We start from the raw sequence: 23,261 nt of genomic DNA, 5'->3' as shown, positions 1-23,261 counted from the left end.
AACACTCCAGGTCCCGGGCGGGCTCGGCCTCGTGTCGCCGAGCCCGCCACGCCGGCTCCACTGCGGAGCCGGACCGTGTCACATCGTTAGCGCTGCAGTGTCAGCAGAGCCGGTCGGTAGGGCCATTGGCCGTAGTCGCCGCCGGAGTTGGGGTCGCGTCCCTGGTAGAGGAACTTCAGGTTGCAGGGATCGACGGTGAAGGTCTGATCGGCGCTGGTGCGGATCAGTTCGCCATGGCTGATGTCGTTGGTCCAGGTGGCGCCACTGTTGGCCTTGCCGGCGAAGGAGTTGCTCTCGGTCGCGGCCTGGGGCGTCCACGAACCGTTCAGGCTGGTGGCCGTGAACGAGCGGAAGTAGCGGCCCTGCGAGCCCCTCGCCTCGACGAGCATGAGGTAGCGGTCCTGGCCCTGGAGCTTGTAGACCTGCGGGGCTTCGAACAGGTTGTCCGCCGTATCGCTCATGATCGTCGTGTAGTTCGAGCCGAAACTGCTCGGGAAGTTCCCGATCGGCATGCTGGCCCGGTAGATCTTGCCGTTGTCACCGGCGAAGAACAGGTACATGTTCGTGCCGTCAGCGATGAGCGTCTGGTCGATGGGGCCCGTGGTGGAGCCGGTGATGCTTCCGGTGAAGAGCACCTGCTGTGAGGACCAGCCATTGGGGTTGGACGGGTCGCTCGACGTCCGGTAGGAGAAGGCGCTCCCGCCTCCCCACTGGTAGGCGAGCACCCAGATGTTCTTCGGCGCGAAGTAGAAGAGCGTGGGCGCGACGGCGGAGTTCGACATCGTGTTCTGGCTGGCCGAGGCCATCTCCGGCCAGTTGGTGAACAGGCCGAAGTTCATCGAGCCCCAGCCCGCTCCCGTTCCCGCGGCGCCGTGCGTCGTCGCATAGACGAGCTGCTTGCCGTTGTAGGGGGCGACGGTGAAGTCCTTGAGCGAGGCCCACCCGGACTTGGGCTGCGCCAGAGCGCCCGTCGAGGTCCAGCGGTAGGTCGACGGAAGAGCGCACGCGCCGGGGTTGCCGGCACCGACCTTGACCAGCTGCCACTGCTGATTGGTGCCGCCCCAGTCGTCGTACTGGACGATGTTCGCGTTGTCGGCGGTGGAGCCGCCTTGCACTTCGAGGGCCTTGTTGCTGTGGCGCGCGATGAGCCTCACGTAGCCGTCCGCGCTGTCAGCCAGCCGCCACTGCTGATTGGTCCCGTTCGCGTCGGCCCACTGGACGATCGAGGCGCCGTTCGCGGTGGACCCGTTCTGGACGTCCAGCACCTTGCCGGAGTGGCGGGACTTGATGCGGTAGTTGCCGCCGCCGGAGTCGACGAACTGCCACTGCTCCTGGTTCTGATCGTTCCGGGTCCACTGGGTGATGCGGGCGCCGTCGGTGGTCGCCAGGTTGTAGACGTCCAGGGCCTTGCCGCTGTTGCGGTTGACCAGCACGTACGAGGCGTTGGGGTCGACGGTCGCCGCGCTGGCGGGCTGGACGCTGAGGAAAGTGGCCAGGAGCAGCAAGGGCGCGAGGACGGCGAGCAGGCGTCGTCTCAGGTGGACCGGGGATGGTTGGCGAAACCACATCAGGAGAGCTCCTTCGGGGGGTGGGGGTGAGGTGACCCCGACGGACCGCGGAGCGGCCGCATCGAGGGGTCGGGGACGGGATAGGTGTGAAGGCGGCCGCACATGCCGAAGCGCTGGTGCTCCGGGCGCTCCAGGCGTGACACTGCGCCGTGGCCCAGGTGAGAGAGGTCTCCGGCCTTCAGCCGTTCCAGCTGTCGGCCGGTCGTGACGGCAGCGGCCATGGGGCCGTCACGCCAGCGGATCCACCAGGCGTCCAGGAGCTCGCTCTTCAGGCGGTGGGCTGCGATGTGGAACTCCGGCAGCCCGCCTTCGCGCAAGGCCAGGAAACCCTCGACCGCCAAGTCGCGGCGGCGGCGCGCTGCCGCGGAATGGTCGCCGGTCAGGGCTGCCGCCTTCCGGTAGGCGTGGGGATCGGCCAGCACCGGAGCAGGGAAGGTGAAGACGGCGTCGCCCGCCTCGGGAAGGCCGTCGTTCTGCATGAGCACCACGAGGCGCAGGCCGCCGTCGTTGACCAGGCGGTGGATCGTGCCGGGGGTGAACCAGACGACGTCGCCGGGGTGCAGCGGGGTGTCGGCGAAGCCGGAGGTGGTGAGCGTCTGGACGCTGCCCGCGCCGCCGGTGACTACGTACGCTTCGGAGCAGACGAGGTGCATGTGGGGTGTGCCGCCGCACAGCCCGTCGGCGGCCTCCCAGTCGTACACGGTCAGCCCGGAGATCCCCACGCCGCCGGGGAACGGGGTCACCACGGGTGTTCCGCGATGTGGCGGGACAGGCGCCCGGGGGTCCATGCGCCGTTGGCCACGACGATCCGGTAGCGGCGCGACAGGGTCTCGCCCGGGGCCAGCGGCAGTTCCTCGTCGAATGCCAGGGAGGGGTTGACGGCTGGGAAGGGCTCACTGCGGACGAACCAGTCGCAGGGGGCGTCCGGATCGTCCAGGAACAGGAGCGTGGAGGAGCGGTCGACCTCGTCGTGCGTGCCGGTGAAGGCCAGCCAGTCGCCCTGCTCGCCCATCGCGGGGCCGATCACTTCGCCGCCGGTGAATTCGCGCGGGCCGCGCCAGAACAGGCCGCAGTATCCGGCGAGCCTTCTGCCCTGTGTGCCGGGGCTGCCGAACAGCAGACCGGCGCCCCGGACGTTGGTCAGTGCGGTGGTGACGTCCAGGGTCCAGGAGTCGGCCTCGACGTCGCGGGCGGTCAGCGTGCGGCGCTCGTCGATCCAGTGCTCCCCCGCCATCGTGTACCAGGCCAGGTCCTCGGTGATCACGGCGCGGCCGTGGCCCGTCTCGGCGGCCACGGCGAGGCTGCGCATGGTGCCGAGGTTCGGCAGGTCCACGTAGCCCTGGCCGCGCAGGTAGGTGCCGCCGCCCCAGAAGTTGTGCCCCGAGAGCCACGACGCCGTGATCTGGACGCCCTTGTGCCAGCGGTGGTCGTGCGGCCGGTACCCGGTGACCACGTCGCCGGCGAGCGTGCGCACCGGATGCAGGTAGGGCTTCGGCGCCTCGAAGGGGTCCATGACCGGCTGGTGCACGTACCGGAAGAGGTCGACGCCGCGCGCTCGGACGGTCAGCGAGTCTTCGTCCTCGATGAGTTCGAAGGTCATCGGAACACCTCCGGGCGGCCTCCGTTGAGCGAGCCGTAGAACGGGTCGGCCGCGTCGATCTCTCCGCGCCGGACCGGCAGGCCGGTGATCGCGGCCTTGTACAAGGCGCTGACCAGTTCCATGGTGGGCCTGCCGAGGTCGGGCCGGATCCCCGCCTCGTAGTCGTCCAGGAAGGCCGCGAGCTGGGCGGTGTGCGAGCTGGGCAGGTCCTCCGGCGGCTCCCACTTCACGCTTTTCGAGCTGGTGGTGAACGTCCAGTCCGCGTTGGAGTAGCCGTACAGATGGCGCAGTTCGACCGTGGCGTCGGTGAGGTCGAACCGCAGGTAGCTCTCCTCGCGCGGGGAAAGGACGCTGTTGACGACCGTCGCGATGGCTCCGTTCTCGAACCGGACGAGGGCCGCGGACACGTCCTCGGTCTGGACGTCGCGTTCGAGGCGGCCGGCCATCGCGCGAACTTCGGCCCATTCGCCGAGCACCGCGAGCATCAGGTCCATCTGGTGGATGCCGTGGCCCAGGGTCGGGCCACCGCCCTCGCTCTCCCAGGTGCCGCGCCAGGGCATGTCGTAGTAGGCGTCGTCGCGGTACCACGCCGTGACGCACTGCGCGACCAGGGGACGGCCCAGCGTCCCGGCCGCGATCCGGTCGCGCAGGTACCCGGCCCCCGAGCCGTACCTGTGCTGGAACACCGCGCCCGCGACGGCGGGGCCCTCGGCGCCGCGGATCCGGTCGAGCTCGGCCAGCGACAGGGCCACCGGCTTCTCGCACCACACCCACGCCTGCGACTCCAGGCAGGCCACGGCCTGGTCGGCGTGCAGGAACGGAGGCGTGCACAGGTGCACTAGGTCCGGCCTCTGCTCCTGGAGCATCGTGTGCAGGTCGGTGTAGACCGCGGGTATGCCGTGTTCGGCCGCGAACGCCTCGGCGCGCGCGGCGTCCACGTCGACGGCGGCCACGATCTGGGCCCGGTGCGCCTGTGCCCGGAGGGCGGGAACGTGGCAGATGCCCGCGATCCCGCCCGTTCCGACGATCGCCGTCCTGATCATCCGCCCAGCACCTTCCTGATCGAGTGATAGGCGGGCTTGGGCAGCAGGTTCTCGTCGTAGGGCAGCGCCGCACCCTCACCGGGGAAGACGGAGGGGATCCACGAGTACTTGTCCGTGTAGTCCCAGATGGTGATGCCGACGCATTTCTCGACCGCCAGGCAGGCCTTGACGTAGTCGGCGTACCAGGTGGCCTGGGTGGCGAGCTTTTCCGGGGTCGCGGGGAGGTTCATCCTGATGTCGAGCTCGGTGATCGCGACCTCGACCCCGAGGTCGGCGAAGCGCTGCATGTTCTGCTGGACATCGGCGGGGAAGCCGTACTGGAGCGCCAGATGGCCCTGGATGCCGAAGCCCTCCACCGGGACGCCGTCGGCCTTCAACTGCTTGATCAGGGTGTAATAGGCGTCGCTCTTGGGGCCGATCCAGTCGACGTTGTAGTCGTTGAGGTACAGCTTGGCGTGCCGGTCGGCCTCGTGGGCCCAGCGCAGGGCGTCGGCGATGTAGCCGGGGCCGAGCGTCTTGTAGAAGAGCGATTCGCGGTAGGTGCCGTCTTCGTTGAAGGCCTCGTTGACGACGTCCCAGTGGATCACCTGGCCCTTGAAGTGCCGGACCTCCGTCTGGATGTGGTTCTTGAGGACGGCCCGCAGTTCGTCGGCGGTCCAGGCGCGCTCGGTGAGCCAGGCGGGGAGCTGGTTGTGCCAGATGAGGGTGTGGCCGCGGACCTTCTGGTGGTGGGCCTTGGCGAACGAGACGACCTCGTCGGCGGCTGTGAAGTCGAAGACGCCGCGCTCGGGCTCGGTGGCGTACCACTTCATGGCGTTGCCGGGGGTGGTCTGCCCGAATTCGCTGCCGAGGAGCTTCAGATAGGCGGCGTCGGTGAACTCGGGGTTGTCGGTGGCGGAGCCGAAATACTTGTGGTGCTTCTTGGCCAGTTCGCCGAGCGTCCTGGGGCGGGGCTCGGCGGCTGCGGGCGCGGCGGCGAGGCCGGCCGCCAGGCAGACGGCGGCGGACAGAGCGGTGAGAATCCGGGACGTGGACCTGGGAATGGGCATGACGGGCTACTCCTGCGGTGATGGTGGGTTCAGTCGAGGACGATCGTGGTCAGCGCGCGTGGGGCGAGCGTCGCCTTGAGGGTCGTGCCGTGCGTGGAGACGATGTCGGCCGGGGTGATCGAGCGGGTCTCGTCGGTGACGTAGCCGTCAGGGCGGCGGTCGTGCCCGCCGCGGAGGGAGAACTCGGCGGAGCTCTCGGTGGTCGCGGTGTTGAGGATCTCGATCACGCGGCTGCCGTCGGTGTTGCGGAAGGCCGTGATCTGCAGTCCAGGGGCGGCGTTCGTGACCGGCACGCGGACGGCGCCGGGGCGGATGAACCGGCTGAAGGCGGCCAGCGCCCAGTACCGCTTGGACACCCGGTAGTCGTCACCGGGGTTGGCGAGCTGGATGAGCCCTCGGGTCGCGCCGAGGGACGCGCCGGTCCAGTAGACGTAGGCGTTGGCGTTGCCGACGGTCAGGGTGTTCTGGATGTCGGCCGCGACGGTGAGACCGTCGTAGCCGCTGCCGTCGTCCCAGTTCTCGTTCCAGGTGGCGCCGTCCGGCGACCATTCCGACATCCACACGTGCTTGTCGGTCGGCTGTGCCACCTCGGTCGGACCGCTGTAGCGGTGGCCGGTGATGGTCCGTACGGCCTTGCCCGCCGCGGGGTCCGCCCCGATGGCCTCGGTGTAGGCGACCTGTCGGTCCCAGCCCGCGGCGTCGCAGCAGACCACCCCGGTCTTCAGTCCGGACGCGCGGACGGTCGGCCCGAGCACCTTGAGGAAGTCGACGGCCTGCTGCGGGGTGAACCGCATCGAGGCGTAGGTCGCCGTCCAGTCGGGTTCGTTGGTGAACCCGAGGTCGGTGATCCCGATGCCTTCCTGCCGGTAGAACTTCGCGTACTGGACGAGGTAGTTCGCGTAGGCCTGACGCCATTCGGGGCGCAGCTCGCCGCCGTCGTTCTCGCTTCCGTTGGTCTTCATGAAGGCCGGGGCGCTCCAGGCGTCGGCGACGAACCGTGTGACTCCGTAGTCCTTGGCCTCCTTGGCGAGCCAGACCTGGCCGCCGTCCCAGCCGTCCCAGACGTACTTCGGCGTGGCCTGCGGCCCGCCGGGATCGGCCGGCAGGATCGTCGGCATGTGGTCGTAGACCCTGTCGGTCGACGACCCGATGCCCAGGCGCAGGATCGAAAGGCCCGCGCCCTTGTCCTTACTCAGCAGCAGGTCGAGCACCTCGCGCTGCTTGGCCGGGCTGAGGCCGCGTGCGCCGTGCAGCAGATCGGCCCGCTGGAAGGCCATCGAGAAGCCGAATCCGTCTATGGGCTGGAGCTCGGCGCGGAAGTCGATGACGGAGTGCGCGGAAGCGGGGTGCGCGGAAGCGGGGTGCGCGGGGGCGGCCACGGCCTGCGCTGTTAGCGCTAACAAAATTGCGGTCGATGCGATCAGGCGTTTCACGGGGTCTCCTTGGGGGTGGAGGTCGCGCGGGACGGGTCAGCCCTTGGTGGCGCCCGCGGTGAGTCCGCCGATCAGCTGCCGCTCGGCGACGGCGTAGAAGGCGAGGGCGGGGACCATGGCGAGCACGATGTAGGCGAGGACGAGCGCGTAGTCGGTCGAGTACTGGCCCTGGAACTGCTGGACGCCGACCGGGATCGTCTGCCATTGGGGGTCGTTGAACACCAGCAGGGGCAGGAAGAAGTTGTTCCAGCTCGCGACGATCGCGAGCACCGAGACCGTGCCGAGCGCCGGACGCGCCATCGGCAGCAGGATCTTCCAGAAGAAGCGGAACTTGCCGCAGCCGTCCATGACGGCCGCCTCCTCGACCTCTGCCGGGATGGTCCGGAAGAACCCGCGCAGAATGATGATCGTCATCGGGAGTCCGAAGGCCGCCTGCGGGAGGATCACTCCGAGCGGGTTGTCGAGCAGGTCGAAATTGCGCAGCAGCAGGAACAGCGGCAGGACGGCCACCGCGAACGGGAACATCAGCCCGATCGTGAACAGTGTGTAGAACAGCTCCCTGCCCCGGAAGGCGTAGCGGGCCAGTACGAACGCCGCCATCGCGGAGACCGCCACCGTGCAGCAGGCCGTGCCGATCGCGATGCCCGCGCTGTTGGCGATCTGCCGCCAGAACATGCCGTCGGCGAGGATGCCGGTGTAGTTGCCGGTCTTCCAGTGCTCCGGCAGCCCGAACGGGTTGGTCGTGAGCTCGCCGGTGCTCTTGAACCCGGAGATCACCGCGTAGATCAGCGGCACGACGACGAACGCGCCGATCAGCCAGACCACGGCGTGCAGCGACAGGCCGCGTGCCGCTTTGCGGGCGTTCATCGGCCACCTCCCGTGGTGACGGCCCCGCTCAGGTCACGGCGCAGTACGTAGCGCTGGTAGAAGAGGGAGAAGACCAGACTGATCATGAACAGCACCACGCTGATCGCACTGGCGTAGCCGACCTGGTAGCGCTTGAACCCGAACTGGAACATCGAGATCGCCATCGTCTCGGAGGAGTGGTTGGGCCCGCCGGCGGTCATGACCCAGACGAGGTCGAAGAGCTGGATGGCGCCGATGACCGAAAGGAAGACGCTGATCCGGATCGTCGGGCCGAGCAACGGCAGCGTCACGTGCCGGAAGCGCTGCCAGGCGCCGGCGCCGTCGATGGAGGCGGCCTCGAGGATCTCGCCCGGGATGCTTTGCAGCCCGGCGAGGAAGAGCATCATGTGGAACCCGAAGTACTTCCAGGTCATGACGACGAACAGGGTCGGCATGACCGTCGAGGGATCGGCGAGCCACTTGCCCTGCAGCCCCTCCAGGCCGAGGGCGCCCGCGAGATGGTCGGCCATGCCGCCACCGGGAAGGAAGATCATCGTGAAGAGGACCGCCGTGACCACTTCGGACAGGATGTACGGCGCGAAGAACAGCATCCGGTAGACGGCCCGGCCGCGCAGCCTCTGGTTGAGCAGGACGGCGGTGAACAGCGCGAACGGCAACTGCACCGTGATCGACAGCGTGATCAGGTACAGCCCGCGCCTCAGATCGCCGAGGAAGACCTGATCCTTGAAGAGGGTGGCGTAGTTCCCGAAGCCGACGAAGTCCTCCAGGGGGCCGACCCCGCCCCACTTGAAGAAGCCGGTGTAGACGGCGACCGCGATGGGGGCGAGGACGAAGACGAGGAAGAGGACCAGAGCCGGGACGAGGAACCAGGCGACCGACGCCCAGCTTCCCAATCCGCGCAGGAGCGGCCGTGCCGGGGCGGGCGGGCGAACCGGCCCGGCGTCCTGCGTCCGCTCCTTGGTCAGTGGTTGTTTTTGATCCACGGTTTGGCGTTGTTGCGTATTTCGATGCGGGTGTTGGTCGCGCCCACCACGCTGGCATTCAGGGCGTCATCAGCAGGGCCCAACCGGACAATCGACTGTCACTCCGCCTCTACCGACTCGCCGCATGATCCCGAGCGAAGAGCAGAAGGACGTCTAGGGTGACGCCAGGAGGTGGAGCATGCGAGTTGGGCTGCACGCGCTCGGCATCGGTGACGGTGCCCGTCCCGAGGTGATCCGTTCGGTGGCCACGGCCGCGGAGACGCACGGGTTCGCCCGGCTCTGGTGCGGTGAGCACGTGGTGCTCGTGGATACGCCAGCCTCCCGCTACCCCTACTCCGTAGACGGCCGGATCGCCGTGCCAGCAGACGCGGACTGGCTGGACCCCCTGCTCGCCTTGACCTTCGCGGCGGCGGTAACCAGCCGGATCGATCTTGCTACCGGCGTGCTCTTGCTGCCTGAGCACAACCCGGTCGTTGTCGCCAAACAGGCCGCCACCCTGGACGTGCTCTCCGCCGGGCGGTTCAGCCTCGGTGTCGGGGTTGGCTGGTCGGCAGAGGAGTTCGCAGCGCTTGGAGTCCCCTTCACCGGGCGCGGGCGGCGAACCGACGAGTACCTCGCCGTGATGCGCACCCTATGGGCCGAGGACCCGGCCTCCTTTACAGGGGAGTTCACCTGTTTCGACGCAATCCGGGTCAATCCGAAGCCGCTGCGTGGAGGCAAGCTCCCGGTCGTGGTCGGCGGCAATGGCGACGCGGCCTTGCGCCGCGCGGCCAGGTCTGCTGAAGGCTGGTATGGGTTCAATGTCCCGGTGGCCGATGTCCCGGGGCGCATTGCCGTTCTCGCCGACGAGTGCGCCCGCCGTGGTCGCGCTATTGACGAGCTCACGGTCGCTGTCGCGTTGAGCGACGGCACGCCGGAACATCTCCCCGCACTCGGCGCGGCAGGCGTCACCGAACTCGTCGTCGTCGGGGCGCCCCCGCCCACTCCCGACGCGGCAGCTGTCTGGGTCGAAGGCCTCGCCCGGACGTGGATTCGCCCGGAGGAATGACAAGGTCTGGCAGCACCAGCCGCATATTCTCAGACCTGAAAGGCGTCCCCTGCAGGGCCAAGTTGGAGCTGGTCTTCATGGCTGCGCCCTCACCGGAGTGGGGCCATAACATCTCTGCAGGGCAGGTTGTGCCGGGCCCGGAATGCCCCCTTCCTGCCTGACCGGGATCAGTTCTGAGGTCGGGGCTTCCTGTCCCAGTGGTCGGTGCGGGGTTTGCTGCTGCGGGTGAGACGTCTGGTCATGAGGGTGATGAGTGTCCAGTTCAGGTGGGCTTCGGAGTGCTGGGGGAGGCGTTCGTAGTCTCTGGCGTTGCGGCGGGCGTTCATGATCCATCCGATGGTGCGCTCCACGCGCCAGCGGCGTGGAAGGACGACGAAGCCTTTGGCGCCTCTGGGCCGGGAGACGGTGCGCAGGGTGATGTTGAGGAAGGTGCGGGCCCAGTCGACGAGTTGGCCGGCGTAGGCGGAGTCGGCCCAGACCTGGGTGATCTGGGGCTGGGTGAGGCGCAGGCGCCACAGGAGTTCGCGGGCGGCGTCGCGGTCGGGCATGTCGGCGGGGGTGACCATGATCATGACGGGCATGCCCTTGGTGTCGACCACGATGTGTCTCTTGCGTCCGTTGATCTTTTTCGCTGGGTCGTAGCCGCGGGTGGCCTGGCTGACGGTGTGGGCGCCTTTGACCGACTGGGAGTCGATGATCAGGGTGACGGGGTGGGGGCAGCGTCCCAGGCCGGTACGGATCCGGCGCCGGAGCTGGTCGCGGATGTAGGTGACACAGCCTGCGCGGTTCCAGCGGGCGAAGAATCCGTAGACGGTTTCCCAGGGCGGGAAGTCCGCTGGCAGGGCCCGCCACTTCGCTCCGTTGTCGACGATGTAGCGGATCGCGTCCACGATCTGCCGGCGGGGCCACTTCTCGGGATGTCCGCCAGTCTTGGTCTCGCAGGCCGGAACGGGCAGGAGGGGTTCGATCAGCGCCCACTCAGCGACGGTGGTGTCGGAGGGGTAGCGGCGGGGCCGGAGCCTGGGCATGGAGATGGTTCCGGCCTGCTATTTGGCGAGCTGGGCGAGAGTCGCGCGGACCCCGGTCAGCTGGGCGACGACCAGCTGGGCCCACTCGTCTTCGGGGCACCGGGCCAGGTGCGGGGCGACCGTGCCGGTGATCACGCGGGTCAGGCGGCCCAGGACCTGCAGGAGCTGCTTCTTTTCGTACTCGATCCAGTCCGCCGGGTCGTCGGAGAACATGTATCCGTCGCGACGGCGCCAGATGATCGGTGTGAGGTGCTCGGCGGCACCCACGTCCCGCAGCTGCCGAATCCCCCGCATGACCTGCGATTTCTTCAGGCGGGTGGCGGCGACGAGCTGGCGGGACTGCAGGCCGGCGGGGCGGGCTTCCATCAGAGCGACGCGGACCAGGTCGCCGTAGTGCTCGGCGAGCGGCACGATCGGGCGGGAGGCCACCGGTCTACTCGCCCTTGAGGAGCCGGGCGAGCTGCTCGTCCAGGGTGAACACCCCTGCGTCGATGGCCGACTCCAGCCAGTCGGCCGCCGCCCGCACCCTGGCTATGCCCCGGCGGACAGTTTCACGCTCGTCCTCGGTGAACTCCTGCCCCCGCAGGCGCGGAACGAGCCGGCCCAGCGAGGCCACGTAGGAGTGGCAGGAGCCCACCAGGTCGAGGTACTCGATGGTGTGCTCGATCTTGCGGACCGCAGGGACCCGCTCGCGGAGCTTCTCGCGAGCCCGCTCGGAGTTGTCGAACTGGGCCCGGTTCACCAGCAGCCGCGCGGTGTCATCGCGCATCGCCTCTCGCGCGACCTGCGGGCGGCGCAGCAGGTCGGTGGTGACCTGTTTGGCGACCTCGTCGTCCCGGGTCAGCTCCGCAACCACCCGCACCCGGTCCTCTGGGCTGACCCGGGCCGCCGCAGCCGGGCGGCGCAGCAGGTCTGCGGTGACCGCGGCCGCGACCTCCTCGTCCCGCGTCAACTCGGTGACCGCCCGCACTTTCTCCTCGACCGTGACGGGGGTTTCGACCTTGTGGCCCAGCAGCCGCTTCGCGCCGTCCGGCGTCCACTGTCGCCGTCCACTGCGCTCGTTGAACGGCGGGTCATCGAGCGACGCCCACCGCTCGGCCTCGTCCACGACCGAGCCGAGAATCCGGTGGACCGTGAAGGAGATCCCCTTCCGGCGCCAGCCGGCCGGCCATTTCGCCGCGGTCCACCGCCAGGCGGTCACCGTCCGCTCCGACACGCCGATGTCGTCTGCGAACCGCTGCAGCGACACCTTCACGGTGAACTCCGGCTCACTGACCGCACCGGGCTGGGGACTGCCCCAGGCCCGCATCGGCTCGATCTCCAGCGCCAGGTCCCCGAGCGCGAACTGAGCCCCCGTGACCTGCTCGACCAGCTCGCAGCCCTCGGCCACGATCTCCTCGTAACGCCGCACGGTCACATTCCCGACCATGTCCGCCACAACCCCCACCACCCCTGCCTCGGTCCGGAGCCAGCCGCCTTCGGCAACCAAATAGGGGAACTCCGGTCCACGTCACGGGCAGCGTCCTGCGACCCCGACACGCCCGGCAGAGCGCGCACCACCGGCGCGCGAAGCACTCCGTCTCAGGCTCTCGTGCCCAGCACTCCGGCCATGCCCTGATACGCGCCGTTCGGCTACGGCGTATCTGAAACACCGTTCCGCGACGCCGCTCTCACACGGAAAGCCCTCACCCGGCACCGCGACGAGCAGTACCGGGCCGACCTCTGCCGCTCCACCCCCACCGTCCAAGACCGCCCGCACACCGGGCACGCAGCCGACTCGTTCCGCTGCAGGGCCACCACCCGCGACCGGGCTCGCTGAAGCCTGCGCCAACGTCGTGACCTGCACCGCGACGAACAGAACACCGCCCCCGTCGCCATCGACACCGGCAGCGGATCACCACACTCACGGCAGTACCGCCGACCCACCCCACCAGAGCCCACACACCAGATCATCCAGCCCGACAGACCCCAAAACCAGCCTTCAAAAACAACCACTCAGGGTGGACACGGAGCTAGGCACCCTTCGCAGCCTCGGTGATCGACTTGGTGACCTGCTCGGGCGTCTTCTTGCCCGCGATGAGGTCGGCGACGCTGTCGTTGACCTCCTGGCCGACCGCCGGCGGGTAGGCCTGGTCGAGGAAGAGCTGGAAGCCCGTCGCCTTGACCAGGCTGTCGGCCACCACCTTCCTGTTGGGGTCGGTGAGCTGGCTCTCCGCGCCCTTGACCACCGGCAGGTAGCCGTTGGAAGCCAGCAGCTTGGACTCGTTCTCCAGGACGAAGAACTTCAGGAAGTCCAGCGCCTCCTTCGGCGCGCCCTTGCGCAGCGCGAAGCCGCCGCCACCGCCGAACACGTCGGTGGCCTGACCGACCCCGCCGTCGACCGTCGGGAAGGGGAAGAAGCCCAGGTCCGCTCCGAGGTCGGCGCCCGCGTCCTTCTGCACCGATGGCCCCCACTGGCCCATCAGCTCCATGGCGGCCTGGCCGTTGCCCATGGTCGCGGCCTGGCCGCCGGGGGTGGCGTAGCCGGCGCCGAGGAAGGCGGTCTGGAACGGCTGGAGGTCGACCAGCTCCTTGAGGTGGGCGCCCGCCTGGACGAAGCCGGCGCCGGTGAAGTCCTTGGCGGTCGCGGCCTGCTGCAGCGCGGGGAGGCCGGCGACGCGCATCGCGAGGTAGGCCCAGTAGTAGTGGCCGGGCCACTTCTCCTTGCCCGCGAGGGCGATCGGAGTGACGCCCGCCGCCTTGAGCTTCTTGACGTCTTCCAGGAACTCGGCCCAGGTGGCCGGCGGAGCGGTGATCCCGGCCTTGGCGAAGAGCTTCTTGTTGTACCAGAAGCCGACCATGCCGACGTCGTAGGGCACCGCGTAGGTCCGACCCTCGAACTGGTAGGCCTGCAGCGAGACCGGGGTCAGCTCGGACGACCAGCCCAACGCCTCGGTGAGGTCCTCGACCAGCCCCGCGTCGATCTGCTGCCGAAGAACGCCGCCGCCCCAGGTCTGGAAGACGTCGGGGAGTTTGCCCGACGAAGTGTTGGCCGTCAGCTTGGACTTGAACGCCTCGTTCTCCAACGAGGTCGTCTTGATCGTGATGTTCGGGTGAGCGGCCGTGAACGCCGAGGAGATCTGCGGGAAGAGGGACTTGCCCGGTTCCGTCGTGGCGATGTTCCACCACGCGAAGGTCACCTTGCCGTCGGCCGCCGGCCCCGAGCCGGAGCCTCCGCCGCCGCAGGCAGCGGTCAGCGAGACGGACAGAGCGGTCAGGCCCGAGAGCGCCAGGAAGCTTCGTCGGCTCGGGGGTGTGCTGGCCATGGGACCTCCGGGGTGGGGAATGCGGTTCGGTTTCGAAACTGTTTCGCAACATCCTCGATTCGGTGCTGCCACAAACTAGGAACGCACGGCCCCCCGGTCAAGCCTTCTTACTGATTTCCCTTGGGCAGCAACGCACTTGGAGCTTGACAACCTGGTCGCGCCAACCGGAAACTCTTCGAAAGTTTGCGATACCTGTCGCCAGCCCAGAACGTCCGCACAGAGGAGAGAAGTTGAGCGAGCAGCGTCCGACCCTGGCCCTCATCGCCGCGGAGGCAGGGGTCTCCCAGGCCACCGTGTCGAAGGTGGTCAACGGCCGCTCCGATGTCGCACCCTCGACCCGCGAACGGATCGAGGGCCTGCTGCGCTCCCACAACTACCTCCACCCCGGCGGGCAGGCCAGGGCCCGCAGGTCAGGCCTGGTCGACCTGATCATCGGCGGTCTGGACAGCGCGTGGGCGGTGGAAATACTGCGCGGCGTCGAGGCCGAGTGCGCCCAGCGGAGCGTCGGCACCGTCGTGTCGCTCGTCCCGCCGGGCGAGGCCACGCCGTCGAGCTGGGCCGCACTGCCGGTCCTGCACCACAGCGACGGCGTCATCCTCGTCACCGCCTCGGTCACCCAAGCCCAGCGTGCCCAGGTCGAACAGGCCGGGGTGGCGCTGGTGGTCATCGACCCGATCGACCTGCCGGGCAACGGTGTGCCGAGCATCGGCGCGACCAACTGGGCGGGCGGCCTCGCCGCCACCGAGCACCTGCTGGAGCTGGGGCACCGCCGGATCGCCGCCATCGGCGGGCGCAAGGAGATGCTCTGCAGCCAGGCCCGCATCGACGGGTACCGCGCCGCGCTGGAGCGGGCCGGGATCGAGGTCGACCGCGACCTGATCCGGTTCGGCGACTTCCAGCACGAGGGCGGGTTCCAGCGCGCCCGGGAACTGCTCGCCCTCCCCGAGCCGCCGACCGCCATCTTCGCCGGCAGCGACCAGCAGGCGATGGGCGTCTACGAAGCCGCCCGCCAGGGCGGACTGAGCATCCCGCAGGACCTCAGCGTGGTCGGCTTCGACGACCTGCCGATGTGCGAATGGCTGTCACCGCCACTGACGACGGTGCGCCAGCCGCTGGAGGAGATGGGCCGGCTCGCGGCCCGCACCCTTTTCCAGCTCCTGGACGGCCAGCCCCTGGTCAGCCCCCGGATGGAGCTCTCGACCGAGCTCAAGGTCCGGCTCTCCACCGCCCCGCCCCGTCTCTAGGAGAACTCCTTGACCGAGCCCTGGCGTGACCCCCTCATACCCGCGTCCGTACGAGTCGCCGATCTGCTGAAACGGATGACGCTGGAGGAGAAGGCGGGTCAGCTCACCGGCTTCTGGGCGCTGCCCTCGGATCCGGGCGCACCGGTCGCGCCCATGGAAGACGATTCCGGCGAGTCCGCGCCCGGCCTGGACGACATCGTCGCCCACGGGCTCGGCCAGCTCACCCGGGTGTACGGCACCGCGCCGATCACCGCGGAGGCCGGGATGGAGCGGCTCGCCTCACTCCAGCGGCAGGTGACCGGATCCGGCCGGTTCGGGATCCCGGCGGTCGCTCACGAGGAGTGCCTGACCGGGTTCATGACGTTCGGGGCGACGGTCTTCCCCGGGCCGCTGGCCTGGGGCGCCTCCTTCGATCCCGGGCTCGTGCGCCGGATGGCCGCCGCCATCGGCGCGGGGATGCGGCGGGTCGGCGTCCACCAGGGGCTGGCTCCGGTGCTCGACGTGGTCCGCGACTACCGGTGGGGCAGGACCGAGGAGTGCATCGGCGAGGACCCCTACCTCGTCGGAGCCATCGGCACCGCCTATGTGCAGGGCTTGGAGGGCGCCGGGATCGTGGCGACGCTCAAGCACTTCGCCGGGTACTCGGCCTCACGCGGCGGCCGGAACATGGCCCCCGTCTCCTCGGGGCCGCGCGAGTTCGCCGACGTACTGGTCGAGCCCTTCGTACGGGCCCTGCGCGAGGGAGGCGCCCGGTCGGTGATGAACAGCTACACCGACGTGGACGGAGTCCCGGTGGCCGCCGACGAACGGCTGCTGACCGAGCTGCTCAGGGGTGAACTCGGTTTCAGCGGTGTGGTCGTCGCCGACTACTACGCCGTCTCCTTCCTGGAAACCCGGCACGGCGTCACCGGATCGCGCGGCGCGGCCGGCGCGCTGGCCTTGACCGCCGGAATCGACGTCGAGCTGCCCACGGCACGCTGCTACGGCGAGCCGCTGACCGAACTCGTCCGGTCGGGAGCCGTGCCCGAGGAGCTCATCGACCGGGCCGCGGAACGGGTCCTGCTGCAGAAGGCCGAACTCGGCCTGCTCGACCCCGACTGGGAACCCGTCAAGGCCGAGCCGGTCGACCTCGACCCGCCGGAAAACCGGGCCCTTGCCAGGCTCCTCGCCGAACGGTCTACCGTGCTGCTCGCCAACGACGGCATCCTGCCGCTGCGGCCGTGCCGCGTGGCGATCAGCGGGCCGTACGCCGACGACCCCCAGTCCTTCCTCGGCTGCTACTCCTTCCCCAACCACGTCGCGCTGCCCGGCGACCTCGGGCTGGAGATCCCGACGCTCGGCGCGGCGCTCACCGCTGCCGGGTTCACGGTCACCGCGGACCATCCGGACGTGAACGTGCTGGTGCTCGGTGACCGGGCCGGCATGTTCGGCCGGGGCACCTCCGGAGAGGGCTGCGACGCCGAGACCCTCGACCTGCCCGGCGACCAGGCCGCACTCGCCTCCGCCGTTCTGGACTCCGGGGTGCCGACCGTCCTGGTCCTCGTCTCCGGACGGCCCTACGCGCTCGGCACGCTGGCCGAGCGCGCATCGGCCGTGGTGCAGGCCTTCTTCCCCGGCGAGGAGGGCGGGACGGCGCTGGCCCGGATCATCAGCGGGGCCGCGGAACCGTCCGGGCGGCTGCCCGTCTCCATCCCCCGCCAGGTCGGCGGCCAGCCCGGCACCTACCTGCACGCGAGGCTCGGCGGGCACACCGACTGGAGCTCGGTGGACCCGACCCCACTGTTCCCCTTCGGACACGGGCTGAGCTGGACCAGCTTCACCTGCTCGGAACTGTCGGTGGATCCCATCGCCGCGACGGACGGGGCCGTCTGCGTTTCGGTCACCGTACGCAACGTCGGCGAGGTGCCGGGGACCGAGGTGGTCCAGCTGTACCTCTCGGACCCCGTGGCGTCCGTCGTCCGGCCGCAGCGGTGGCTCGCCGGATTCGGCAGGGTCGAGCTGCAGCCGGGCGCGGCCGCCCGGATCACCTTCTCCGTCCACGCCGACCGGACCTCGTTCACCGGGCTCGACCTGCGCAGAAGAGTGGAGCCCGGGGAGATCGGCGTGGCCGTCGGACGGTCCAGCGGCGATCTTCCGCTCCAGGGCTCCTTCACCCTGCAGGGCCCCGTACGACACCCGGCGGCCGACCGGGTGCTGTCCGTGCCGGTCGAGATCGTCCCGGTTCCATGACCACGTCGTTCGGTGATCCCGTCCTCGGTGATCCCGTGCTGCCCGGGTTCCGGCCCGACCCGTCCGTCTGCCGAGTGGGCGCGGACTACTACCTGGTGACGTCCAGCTTCGAATGGTTCCCGGGGCTTCCCGTGTTCCACAGCCGCGATCTCGTGAACTGGCGGCGCATCGGCTCCGCGCTCGACCGGGCGTCTCAGCTCGATCTCGACGGGTGCGAGCCCTCACGGGGACTGTTCGCACCGACGATCCGGCACCATGACGGGGTCTTCCATCTCGTCTGCACGCTGATGGACGGCCCCGGCCATTTCGTCGTCACGGCGACCGACCCGGCGGGGCCGTGGTCGGAGCCCCACTGGTTGGACGGCGACGGCTTCGACCCGTCGCTGTTCTTCGACGACGGGCCGGACGACGGCGATGGGGACGGCGACGGCGACGGCGACGGCCGGGCCTGGTTCACCGCCGCACGAGTCGTGGACGAAGCCGCGGGCCGCACCGAGATCTGGATGCGCGAATACCTTCCCCGCGAACGACGGCTCACGGGACCGGAGCACGTCCTGTGGTCGGGAAGCCACCCGGGCGCCCGCTGGTCGGAAGCCCCGCACCTCTACAAGATCGACGGCAGCTATCTGCTGCTCACCGCCGAAGGCGGCACCGATGTGGACCACAGCGTGGTGGCCGCCCGCGCCGACCGCGTGACCGGCCCCTACGAGGGCGCCCCCGGCAACCCGGTGCTCCCACCCGCCAAGGGGCCGGTCACCTGCACCGGGCACGCCGACCTCGTGCAAACCCCGTACGGCGACTGGCAGGCCGTCCTCCTGGGCGTCCGCCCTGGCTCCGCCCTCGGCCGCGAGACCTTCCTCAGCCGGATCACCTGGGACGACGGCTGGCCGCTCTTCTCCCCCGTCGACCACACCGACCTTCGCCGCCCCCTCCACGACGACTTCGCCACCCTCTCCGCCGACTGGAGCACCCTGCGCACCCCACCCGCGCGGTTCTGGACCACCGGCGACGGGCTCCGACTCCAGCTCCGCCCCGAACGCCTCGGCGAACGCACCACCCCGTCCCTTCTGGCCCGCCCCCAGGAACAGCCCGAATGCGACGTCTCCACCGAACTGCACTTCGCCCCCGCCGCACCGGACGAAGAGGCAGGCCTCGCCGTAGTCCTCGACGACGACGCCCATCTCCTCTTCCTTCGCACCACGGAGGGACTCAGCCTCCGCCACGGGCCCGAGGTCCTGGCCGGCATTCCCCTCCCCCCGGGCCCCGTTCGCCTGGGGGTCCGCATCCGCGGCTTCAGCCACACCTTCGCCCACGCGGCACCCGACGGCGCCTGGCAGGACCTCACCACCGTCGAAGCCACCTTCCTCACCCCGCTGTTCACCAGCATCCAGCTCGGCCTCTACGCCACTTCCAACGGCCGCCCCTCCACCAGCCAAGCCCACTTCACGCGGTTCGACATCACGTACCCGAGCCAGCAGGAACCGCCAGGCAGGTCCTGACGTCACTGACGCCGCGACCAGGTGGCGGTCCGCGTCCGCCACCTGCCGCCTCGGACCGCACCTCCCGCCCAGTCGACCCCCGTTGACCTCGGTGTACGTGGCCGCGCTGCACGCCGCCGGAGCGGATCGATCGCCTGGAGCAGCTGCGCGCGGTGCGCGGGTCGGCCTTGTCGCCGCCCCCCGTCGAAGGTATTGACACGCCAATTGTGAGCGTTAACACTCATGCGCAGCAGGAGGCCGCAGCACCGACCTCGCAGCCGCCGGTCGAGGCCCAACAGCCCTTGTGCGCGGCACCCTCATCTCTCACGGACCATGGAGTTCGCCATGCCGGTTCCCCCCTTAAGCCGCCGCGCCGTGATCAAGGCGACCGGCGTCGCGGCCGTGGCCGCGGCTGTCGGCCCCGTACTGAACACCGTCTCCGCCACGGCGCAGACGCCGCCGGTCAGGTCCGACGTCGGAGTGTCGACGTTCCCGTTCGACCTGGGTCAGGTCCAGCTCACCAGCAGCCGCTGGCTCGACAATCAGAACCGCACCCTGGCCTATCTCCGCTTCATCGACGTCGACCGCCTGCTGTACAACTTCCGCGCCAACCACCGGCTCTCCACCAACGCCGCGGCCCCGACCGGAGGATGGGACGACCCGGCGTTCCCCTTCCGCACCCACGTGCAGGGCCACTTCCTCACGGCATGGGCCCAGGCCTACGCCGCGGTCGGGGACGCCACCTGCCGCGACAAGGCCGACCGCATGGTGGCCGAACTCGCCAAGTGCCAGGCCAACAACTCCACCGCGGGGTTCTCCGCCGGCTACCTGTCGGGCTTCCCCGAGGCCGACTTCACCAGCCTCGAAGCAGGCACGCTGAACAACGGCAACGTCCCGTACTACTGCGTCCACAAGACCATGGCCGGTCTGCTCGACGTGTGGCGCCTCATCGGCAACACGCAGGCCCGCGACGTGCTCCTCGCGCTTGCCGGCTGGGTCGACCGGCGCACCGCCGCACTCAGCCAGAGCAGGATGCAGTCGTTGTTGGGCGTCGAGTTCGGCGGCATGAACGAGGTTCTGGCCGACCTCTACCAACAGACCGGCGACGCACGCTGGTTGACCACCGCCCAACGGTTCGACCACGCGGCGGTCTTCGACCCGCTCGCCGCGAACCTGGACCAACTGAACGGTCTGCACGCCAACACGCAGGTGCCCAAGTGGATCGGAGCCGTCCGCGAGTACAAGGCCACCGGGACGACCCGCTACCGCGACGTCGCCGCCAACGCGTGGACGATCTGCACCACCTCGCACACGTACGCCATCGGCGGCAACAGCCAGGCGGAGCACTTCCGGGCCCCGAACGCCATCTCCGGCTTCCTCGTCCCCGACACCTGCGAGCTCTGCAACTCCTACAACATGCTCAAGCTGACCCGAGAACTGTGGCAGCTGGACCCCGGCCGGGCGTCGTACTTCGACTTCTACGAGAAGGCGCTGCTCAACCACGTCATCGGCGCCCAGAACCCGGCCGACCCGCACGGGCACGTCACCTACTTCACCCCCCTCAACCCGGGCGGCCGCCGCGGCAAGGGCCCGGCGTGGGGCGGCGGCACCTGGAGCACCGACTACGGGACGTTCTGGTGCTGCCAGGGAACGGGCATCGAGTCCAACACGAAGCTGATGGACTCCATCTACTTCCACGACGGCAGCACCACCCTCACCGTGAACCTGTTCCTCCCCTCCGTCCTGAACTGGACCCAGCGAGGCATCACCGTCACCCAGACCACCTCCTACCCGGCCGACGACACCACGACGCTCAAGGTCACCGGCGGCGTCGGCGGGACCTGGTCGATGCGCGTCCGTATCCCCGGATGGACTTCGGGCGCCACCGTCAGCGTCAACGGCGTCGCCCAGACCGTCACGGCCGGTCCGGGCACCTACGCCACCCTCACCCGGTCCTGGGCCTCCGGCGACACCGTCACCGTGAAGCTCCCCATGCGCGTGGCCCTCCAGGCCGCCAACGACAACCCCGGTGTCGCGGCGATCACCTACGGCCCCGCCGTCCTCGCCGGCAACTACGGCAGCACCACACTGTCCTCCCTCCCGGCCCTGGACCCCTCCTCGATCACCCGAACCAGCGGCACCGCCCTAGCCTTCACGGCCACCACGAACGGCACGAAGGTAGACCTCGCACCCTTCCACGACGCCCAGGGCTTCAACTACACCGTCTACTGGCGGACCGACACCGCCGGCTTCCGTCTCGTCAACGCGGCGAGCGGGCTCGTCCTCGGCATCCGGGACATGTCCACCGCCGACGGGGGCCTCGCCCTGCAGTGGACCGACTCCGGCACCGCCGACCACGACTGGCTCCTCCTCGTCGACGGCGCCGCACTGCGGCTGCGCAACCTCAACAGCGGGAAGGTCCTCGGTGTGAAGGACATGTCCAGCGCCGACAACGCCCCGATCCTCCAGTGGACCGACACCGGCACCGCCGACCACCGGTGGACCGTCGTCGACGCCGGCAACGGGTACCACAAGCTTCGGAACGTCCACACCGGCAAGCTGCTCGGCATCGAAGGCGGCTCCACCGCCAACGGCGCCGCAGCCGTACAGGTGCCCGACGCGGGCGCCCCCGCCGCCCAGTGGCAGTTCGTCCCCGACGGCGCCAGGCGCATCCAGAACGTCGCCAGCGGGCGGGTACTCGGTGTGCGGGACATGTCCACCGCCGACGGCGGCCTCGCCGTCCAGTGGGACGACAACGGCACCGCCGACCATCTCTGGACGGCCGTCGTCGACACCGGCGGCCACCTGCGCCTGCGCAACTCCCACAGCGGCAAGGTCCTCGCCGTGGAGAACGGCGACACCGCCAACGGCGCCCGGATCGTCCAGTGGGCGGACAGCGGCACCGCCGACCACCGGTGGCGCCTGCGCCACGGCGGCGGCGACACCTTCAGGATCCAGTGCGCCAACAGCGGCCGCGTCCTCGGCGTCTCCGGCGCCTCCACCGCCCAGGGAGCACAGACCGTCCTCTGGGACGACAACGGCGCCAACGACCACCTGTGGCGATTCATCTGACCCGGCGCAGATCGGGCCGGCCCTGCCGGAAGCGCCCGCCGATCAGGCCGACGCGGGCAGATCGGGGGCGGACTCGCGCACGGTCAGGCGGGTCGGGAGGATCAGCGGGCTGGGGCGGTGTCCTTCGATGACACTGACCAGCATCCTGGCCATCTCCTGCCCCAGCGCCCGCACCGGCTGATGGACCGTGGTCAGCGGCGGGCTGGTGTGCCGGGCGCTCGCCAGGTCGTTGAAGCCGATCACCGCGACGTCCTCGGGCACCCGGAGCCCCCGTTCCCGCAAGGTGCGCAGAGCGCCGATGGCCATCGCGTCGGAGGCCGCGAACACCGCGTCGGGATCGGGGTGCGCCCGGAGCAGCCTCTCCATCGCCTCGGCCCCGCCCTCCTCGGTGAACTGCCCGGGCTCAACTCCGAGCAGCGGCAGGCCGGACAAGGTCAGACCGTCGGTGAACCCCTGTTCCCGGGCGACTGCGGCCCGGGCGTCCACCTGGCCGGTGATCATGACGGGCCGTCGGCGGCCCGTGCGCGCGAAGTGCTCGGCGGCCAGGCGGGCACCGCCCCGGTTGTCGGCGTCCACGTACCACGTGGGTTCCCCGATGAGCGGGAGGCCACCGAAGACGACGGGCAGATCGACCTCCTCGCCCAGGCGTCCCAGCGGATCGTCGCCCCGCAGCGCCATCAGCATGACGCCGTCGGCCCGGCGGGAGCGCAGCAACCGCTCGAACCTCTCCCGGCCGCGCGGGGTGTTGGCCAGCAGCAGGATCAGTTCCAGTTCGGTCTGCTCCAGCGCCGCGCTGACGCCGACGATGACCTCCGCGAAGAACGGGTCCGCGAACAGCCCCGGTTCGTCGCTGGAGACCGCCAGCACCACCGCTCCGACTCTGCGGGTCGCCAGGGCCTGCGCGGACGGATTGGGTACGAAATCCAGCTCGCGCACCGCCCGTTGGACCGCCTCCCGTTTGGCGCGGCTGACGTGCGGGGCGTTGTTGATCACCCGGGAGGCCGCCGTGCGCGACACGCCGGCTCGTGCGGCCACCTCGTCGAGAGTCGGCATGCGCTTGGGTGACGGCTCCATGGAAGAACTACTCCTCGGACTCACGCGGACGGCGAACGGCGAACAGCGAACAGCGAACAGCGGCCATGATTCCATCACCGCCCCGACTTCGGACCTGCACGCGGTCCCGCCCTTGGTCTCGATCTGGTAGCGCTTCCAACCAATGACGCCACACCGACCCATGGTTGTAATTCCGCGTTCAACCACTTGACACACCCTGGCGACGGCCCCAATCATCCCATCAGCGCGGTCCGACCCCAC

General features: G+C 69.6%; 18 protein-coding genes. 5 read left to right on the top strand and 13 right to left on the bottom strand.

Translation table 11 applies throughout. From position 1 onward, the window contains the following. Positions 1-86 precede the first annotated feature (86 nt). From AC3IYI_RS35560 to AC3IYI_RS35525, 8 genes are all read right to left on the bottom strand, one after another. Positions 87-1,568: a non-reducing end alpha-L-arabinofuranosidase family hydrolase gene (locus AC3IYI_RS35560; RefSeq protein WP_489407549.1), complete on the bottom strand. Its 1,482-nt coding sequence runs from the start codon at positions 1,566-1,568 to the stop codon at positions 87-89. After that, on the bottom strand, positions 1,568-2,356 hold the full coding sequence (locus tag AC3IYI_RS35555) for a cupin domain-containing protein (RefSeq protein ID WP_489407548.1): 789 nt from the start codon (positions 2,354-2,356) through the stop codon (positions 1,568-1,570). Before AC3IYI_RS35555 ends, AC3IYI_RS35560 begins: the two co-directional genes overlap by 1 nt. Beyond that, positions 2,308-3,168, bottom strand: a complete 861-nt coding sequence (locus tag AC3IYI_RS35550) for a DUF6807 domain-containing protein (protein WP_489407547.1) — start codon at positions 3,166-3,168, stop codon at positions 2,308-2,310. The genes AC3IYI_RS35555 and AC3IYI_RS35550 overlap by 49 nt, the downstream gene beginning before the upstream one ends. Continuing rightward, complete coding sequence (locus tag AC3IYI_RS35545; protein ID WP_489407546.1) at positions 3,165-4,211, bottom strand: Gfo/Idh/MocA family protein; 1,047 nt, start codon at positions 4,209-4,211, stop codon at positions 3,165-3,167. The genes AC3IYI_RS35550 and AC3IYI_RS35545 overlap by 4 nt, the downstream gene beginning before the upstream one ends. Further along, positions 4,208-5,260, bottom strand: a complete 1,053-nt coding sequence (locus tag AC3IYI_RS35540; RefSeq protein WP_489407545.1) for a glycoside hydrolase family 10 protein — start codon at positions 5,258-5,260, stop codon at positions 4,208-4,210. The genes AC3IYI_RS35545 and AC3IYI_RS35540 overlap by 4 nt, the downstream gene beginning before the upstream one ends. 29 nt (positions 5,261-5,289) lie before the next feature. Continuing rightward, positions 5,290-6,639 (bottom strand): glycoside hydrolase family 30 protein, encoded by a 1,350-nt coding sequence (locus tag AC3IYI_RS35535; protein WP_489407544.1) that lies wholly within the window; start codon positions 6,637-6,639, stop codon positions 5,290-5,292. A 90-nt stretch (positions 6,640-6,729) separates the two neighbouring features. Then, the gene (locus tag AC3IYI_RS35530; RefSeq protein ID WP_489407543.1) at positions 6,730-7,560 is read right to left on the bottom strand and encodes a carbohydrate ABC transporter permease; all 831 of its coding nucleotides are present in this window, start codon (positions 7,558-7,560) and stop codon (positions 6,730-6,732) included. Further along, a complete protein-coding gene (locus AC3IYI_RS35525) occupies positions 7,557-8,462 on the bottom strand; it encodes a carbohydrate ABC transporter permease (protein WP_489411789.1) in 906 nt (301 codons plus the stop codon). The genes AC3IYI_RS35530 and AC3IYI_RS35525 overlap by 4 nt, the downstream gene beginning before the upstream one ends. 259 nt (positions 8,463-8,721) lie before the next feature. Between AC3IYI_RS35525 and AC3IYI_RS35520 the strand changes: the two genes are divergently transcribed. Then, positions 8,722-9,591, top strand: a complete 870-nt coding sequence (locus AC3IYI_RS35520) for an LLM class F420-dependent oxidoreductase (RefSeq protein WP_489407542.1) — start codon at positions 8,722-8,724, stop codon at positions 9,589-9,591. A 167-nt stretch (positions 9,592-9,758) separates the two neighbouring features. Here AC3IYI_RS35520 and AC3IYI_RS35515 read toward each other — a convergent pair whose 3' ends face one another. The 4 genes from AC3IYI_RS35515 to AC3IYI_RS35500 form a co-directional block, all read right to left on the bottom strand. After that, on the bottom strand, positions 9,759-10,619 hold the full coding sequence (locus AC3IYI_RS35515; RefSeq protein WP_489407541.1) for an IS5 family transposase: 861 nt from the start codon (positions 10,617-10,619) through the stop codon (positions 9,759-9,761). An 18-nt stretch (positions 10,620-10,637) separates the two neighbouring features. After that, positions 10,638-11,048 carry a hypothetical protein gene (locus tag AC3IYI_RS35510; protein ID WP_489407540.1) on the bottom strand — a complete coding sequence of 137 codons (411 nt, stop codon included), beginning with the start codon at positions 11,046-11,048 and terminating at the stop codon, positions 10,638-10,640. A gap of 4 nt (positions 11,049-11,052) precedes the next feature. Further along, positions 11,053-12,036 (bottom strand): DUF6192 family protein, encoded by a 984-nt coding sequence (locus tag AC3IYI_RS35505; RefSeq protein ID WP_489407539.1) that lies wholly within the window; start codon positions 12,034-12,036, stop codon positions 11,053-11,055. A 595-nt stretch (positions 12,037-12,631) separates the two neighbouring features. Then, positions 12,632-13,924: an extracellular solute-binding protein gene (locus AC3IYI_RS35500; RefSeq protein ID WP_489407538.1), complete on the bottom strand. Its 1,293-nt coding sequence runs from the start codon at positions 13,922-13,924 to the stop codon at positions 12,632-12,634. A 230-nt stretch (positions 13,925-14,154) separates the two neighbouring features. Between AC3IYI_RS35500 and AC3IYI_RS35495 the strand changes: the two genes are divergently transcribed. The 4 genes from AC3IYI_RS35495 to AC3IYI_RS35480 all read left to right on the top strand — a co-directional run bounded on the left by AC3IYI_RS35495 (position 14,155) and on the right by AC3IYI_RS35480 (position 21,947). Then, a complete protein-coding gene (locus AC3IYI_RS35495; RefSeq protein ID WP_489407537.1) occupies positions 14,155-15,168 on the top strand; it encodes a LacI family DNA-binding transcriptional regulator in 1,014 nt (337 codons plus the stop codon). Positions 15,169-15,177: 9 nt separating this feature from the next. Then, on the top strand, positions 15,178-17,397 hold the full coding sequence (locus tag AC3IYI_RS35490) for a glycoside hydrolase family 3 N-terminal domain-containing protein (RefSeq protein WP_489407536.1): 2,220 nt from the start codon (positions 15,178-15,180) through the stop codon (positions 17,395-17,397). After that, the gene (locus tag AC3IYI_RS35485) at positions 17,394-18,896 is read left to right on the top strand and encodes a glycoside hydrolase family 43 protein (protein ID WP_489407535.1); all 1,503 of its coding nucleotides are present in this window, start codon (positions 17,394-17,396) and stop codon (positions 18,894-18,896) included. The genes AC3IYI_RS35490 and AC3IYI_RS35485 overlap by 4 nt, the downstream gene beginning before the upstream one ends. 324 nt (positions 18,897-19,220) lie before the next feature. After that, on the top strand, positions 19,221-21,947 hold the full coding sequence (locus AC3IYI_RS35480; protein WP_489407534.1) for a beta-L-arabinofuranosidase domain-containing protein: 2,727 nt from the start codon (positions 19,221-19,223) through the stop codon (positions 21,945-21,947). Positions 21,948-21,989: 42 nt separating this feature from the next. Here AC3IYI_RS35480 and AC3IYI_RS35475 read toward each other — a convergent pair whose 3' ends face one another. Then, entirely contained in the window at positions 21,990-23,021 is a 1,032-nt protein-coding gene (locus AC3IYI_RS35475) for a LacI family DNA-binding transcriptional regulator (protein WP_489407533.1), read from the bottom strand. Positions 23,022-23,261 lie beyond the last annotated feature (240 nt).

Source organism: Streptomyces sp. GL_148 (assembly GCF_057834205.1).
This window is presented reverse-complemented; position numbering and strand designations above follow the sequence as displayed.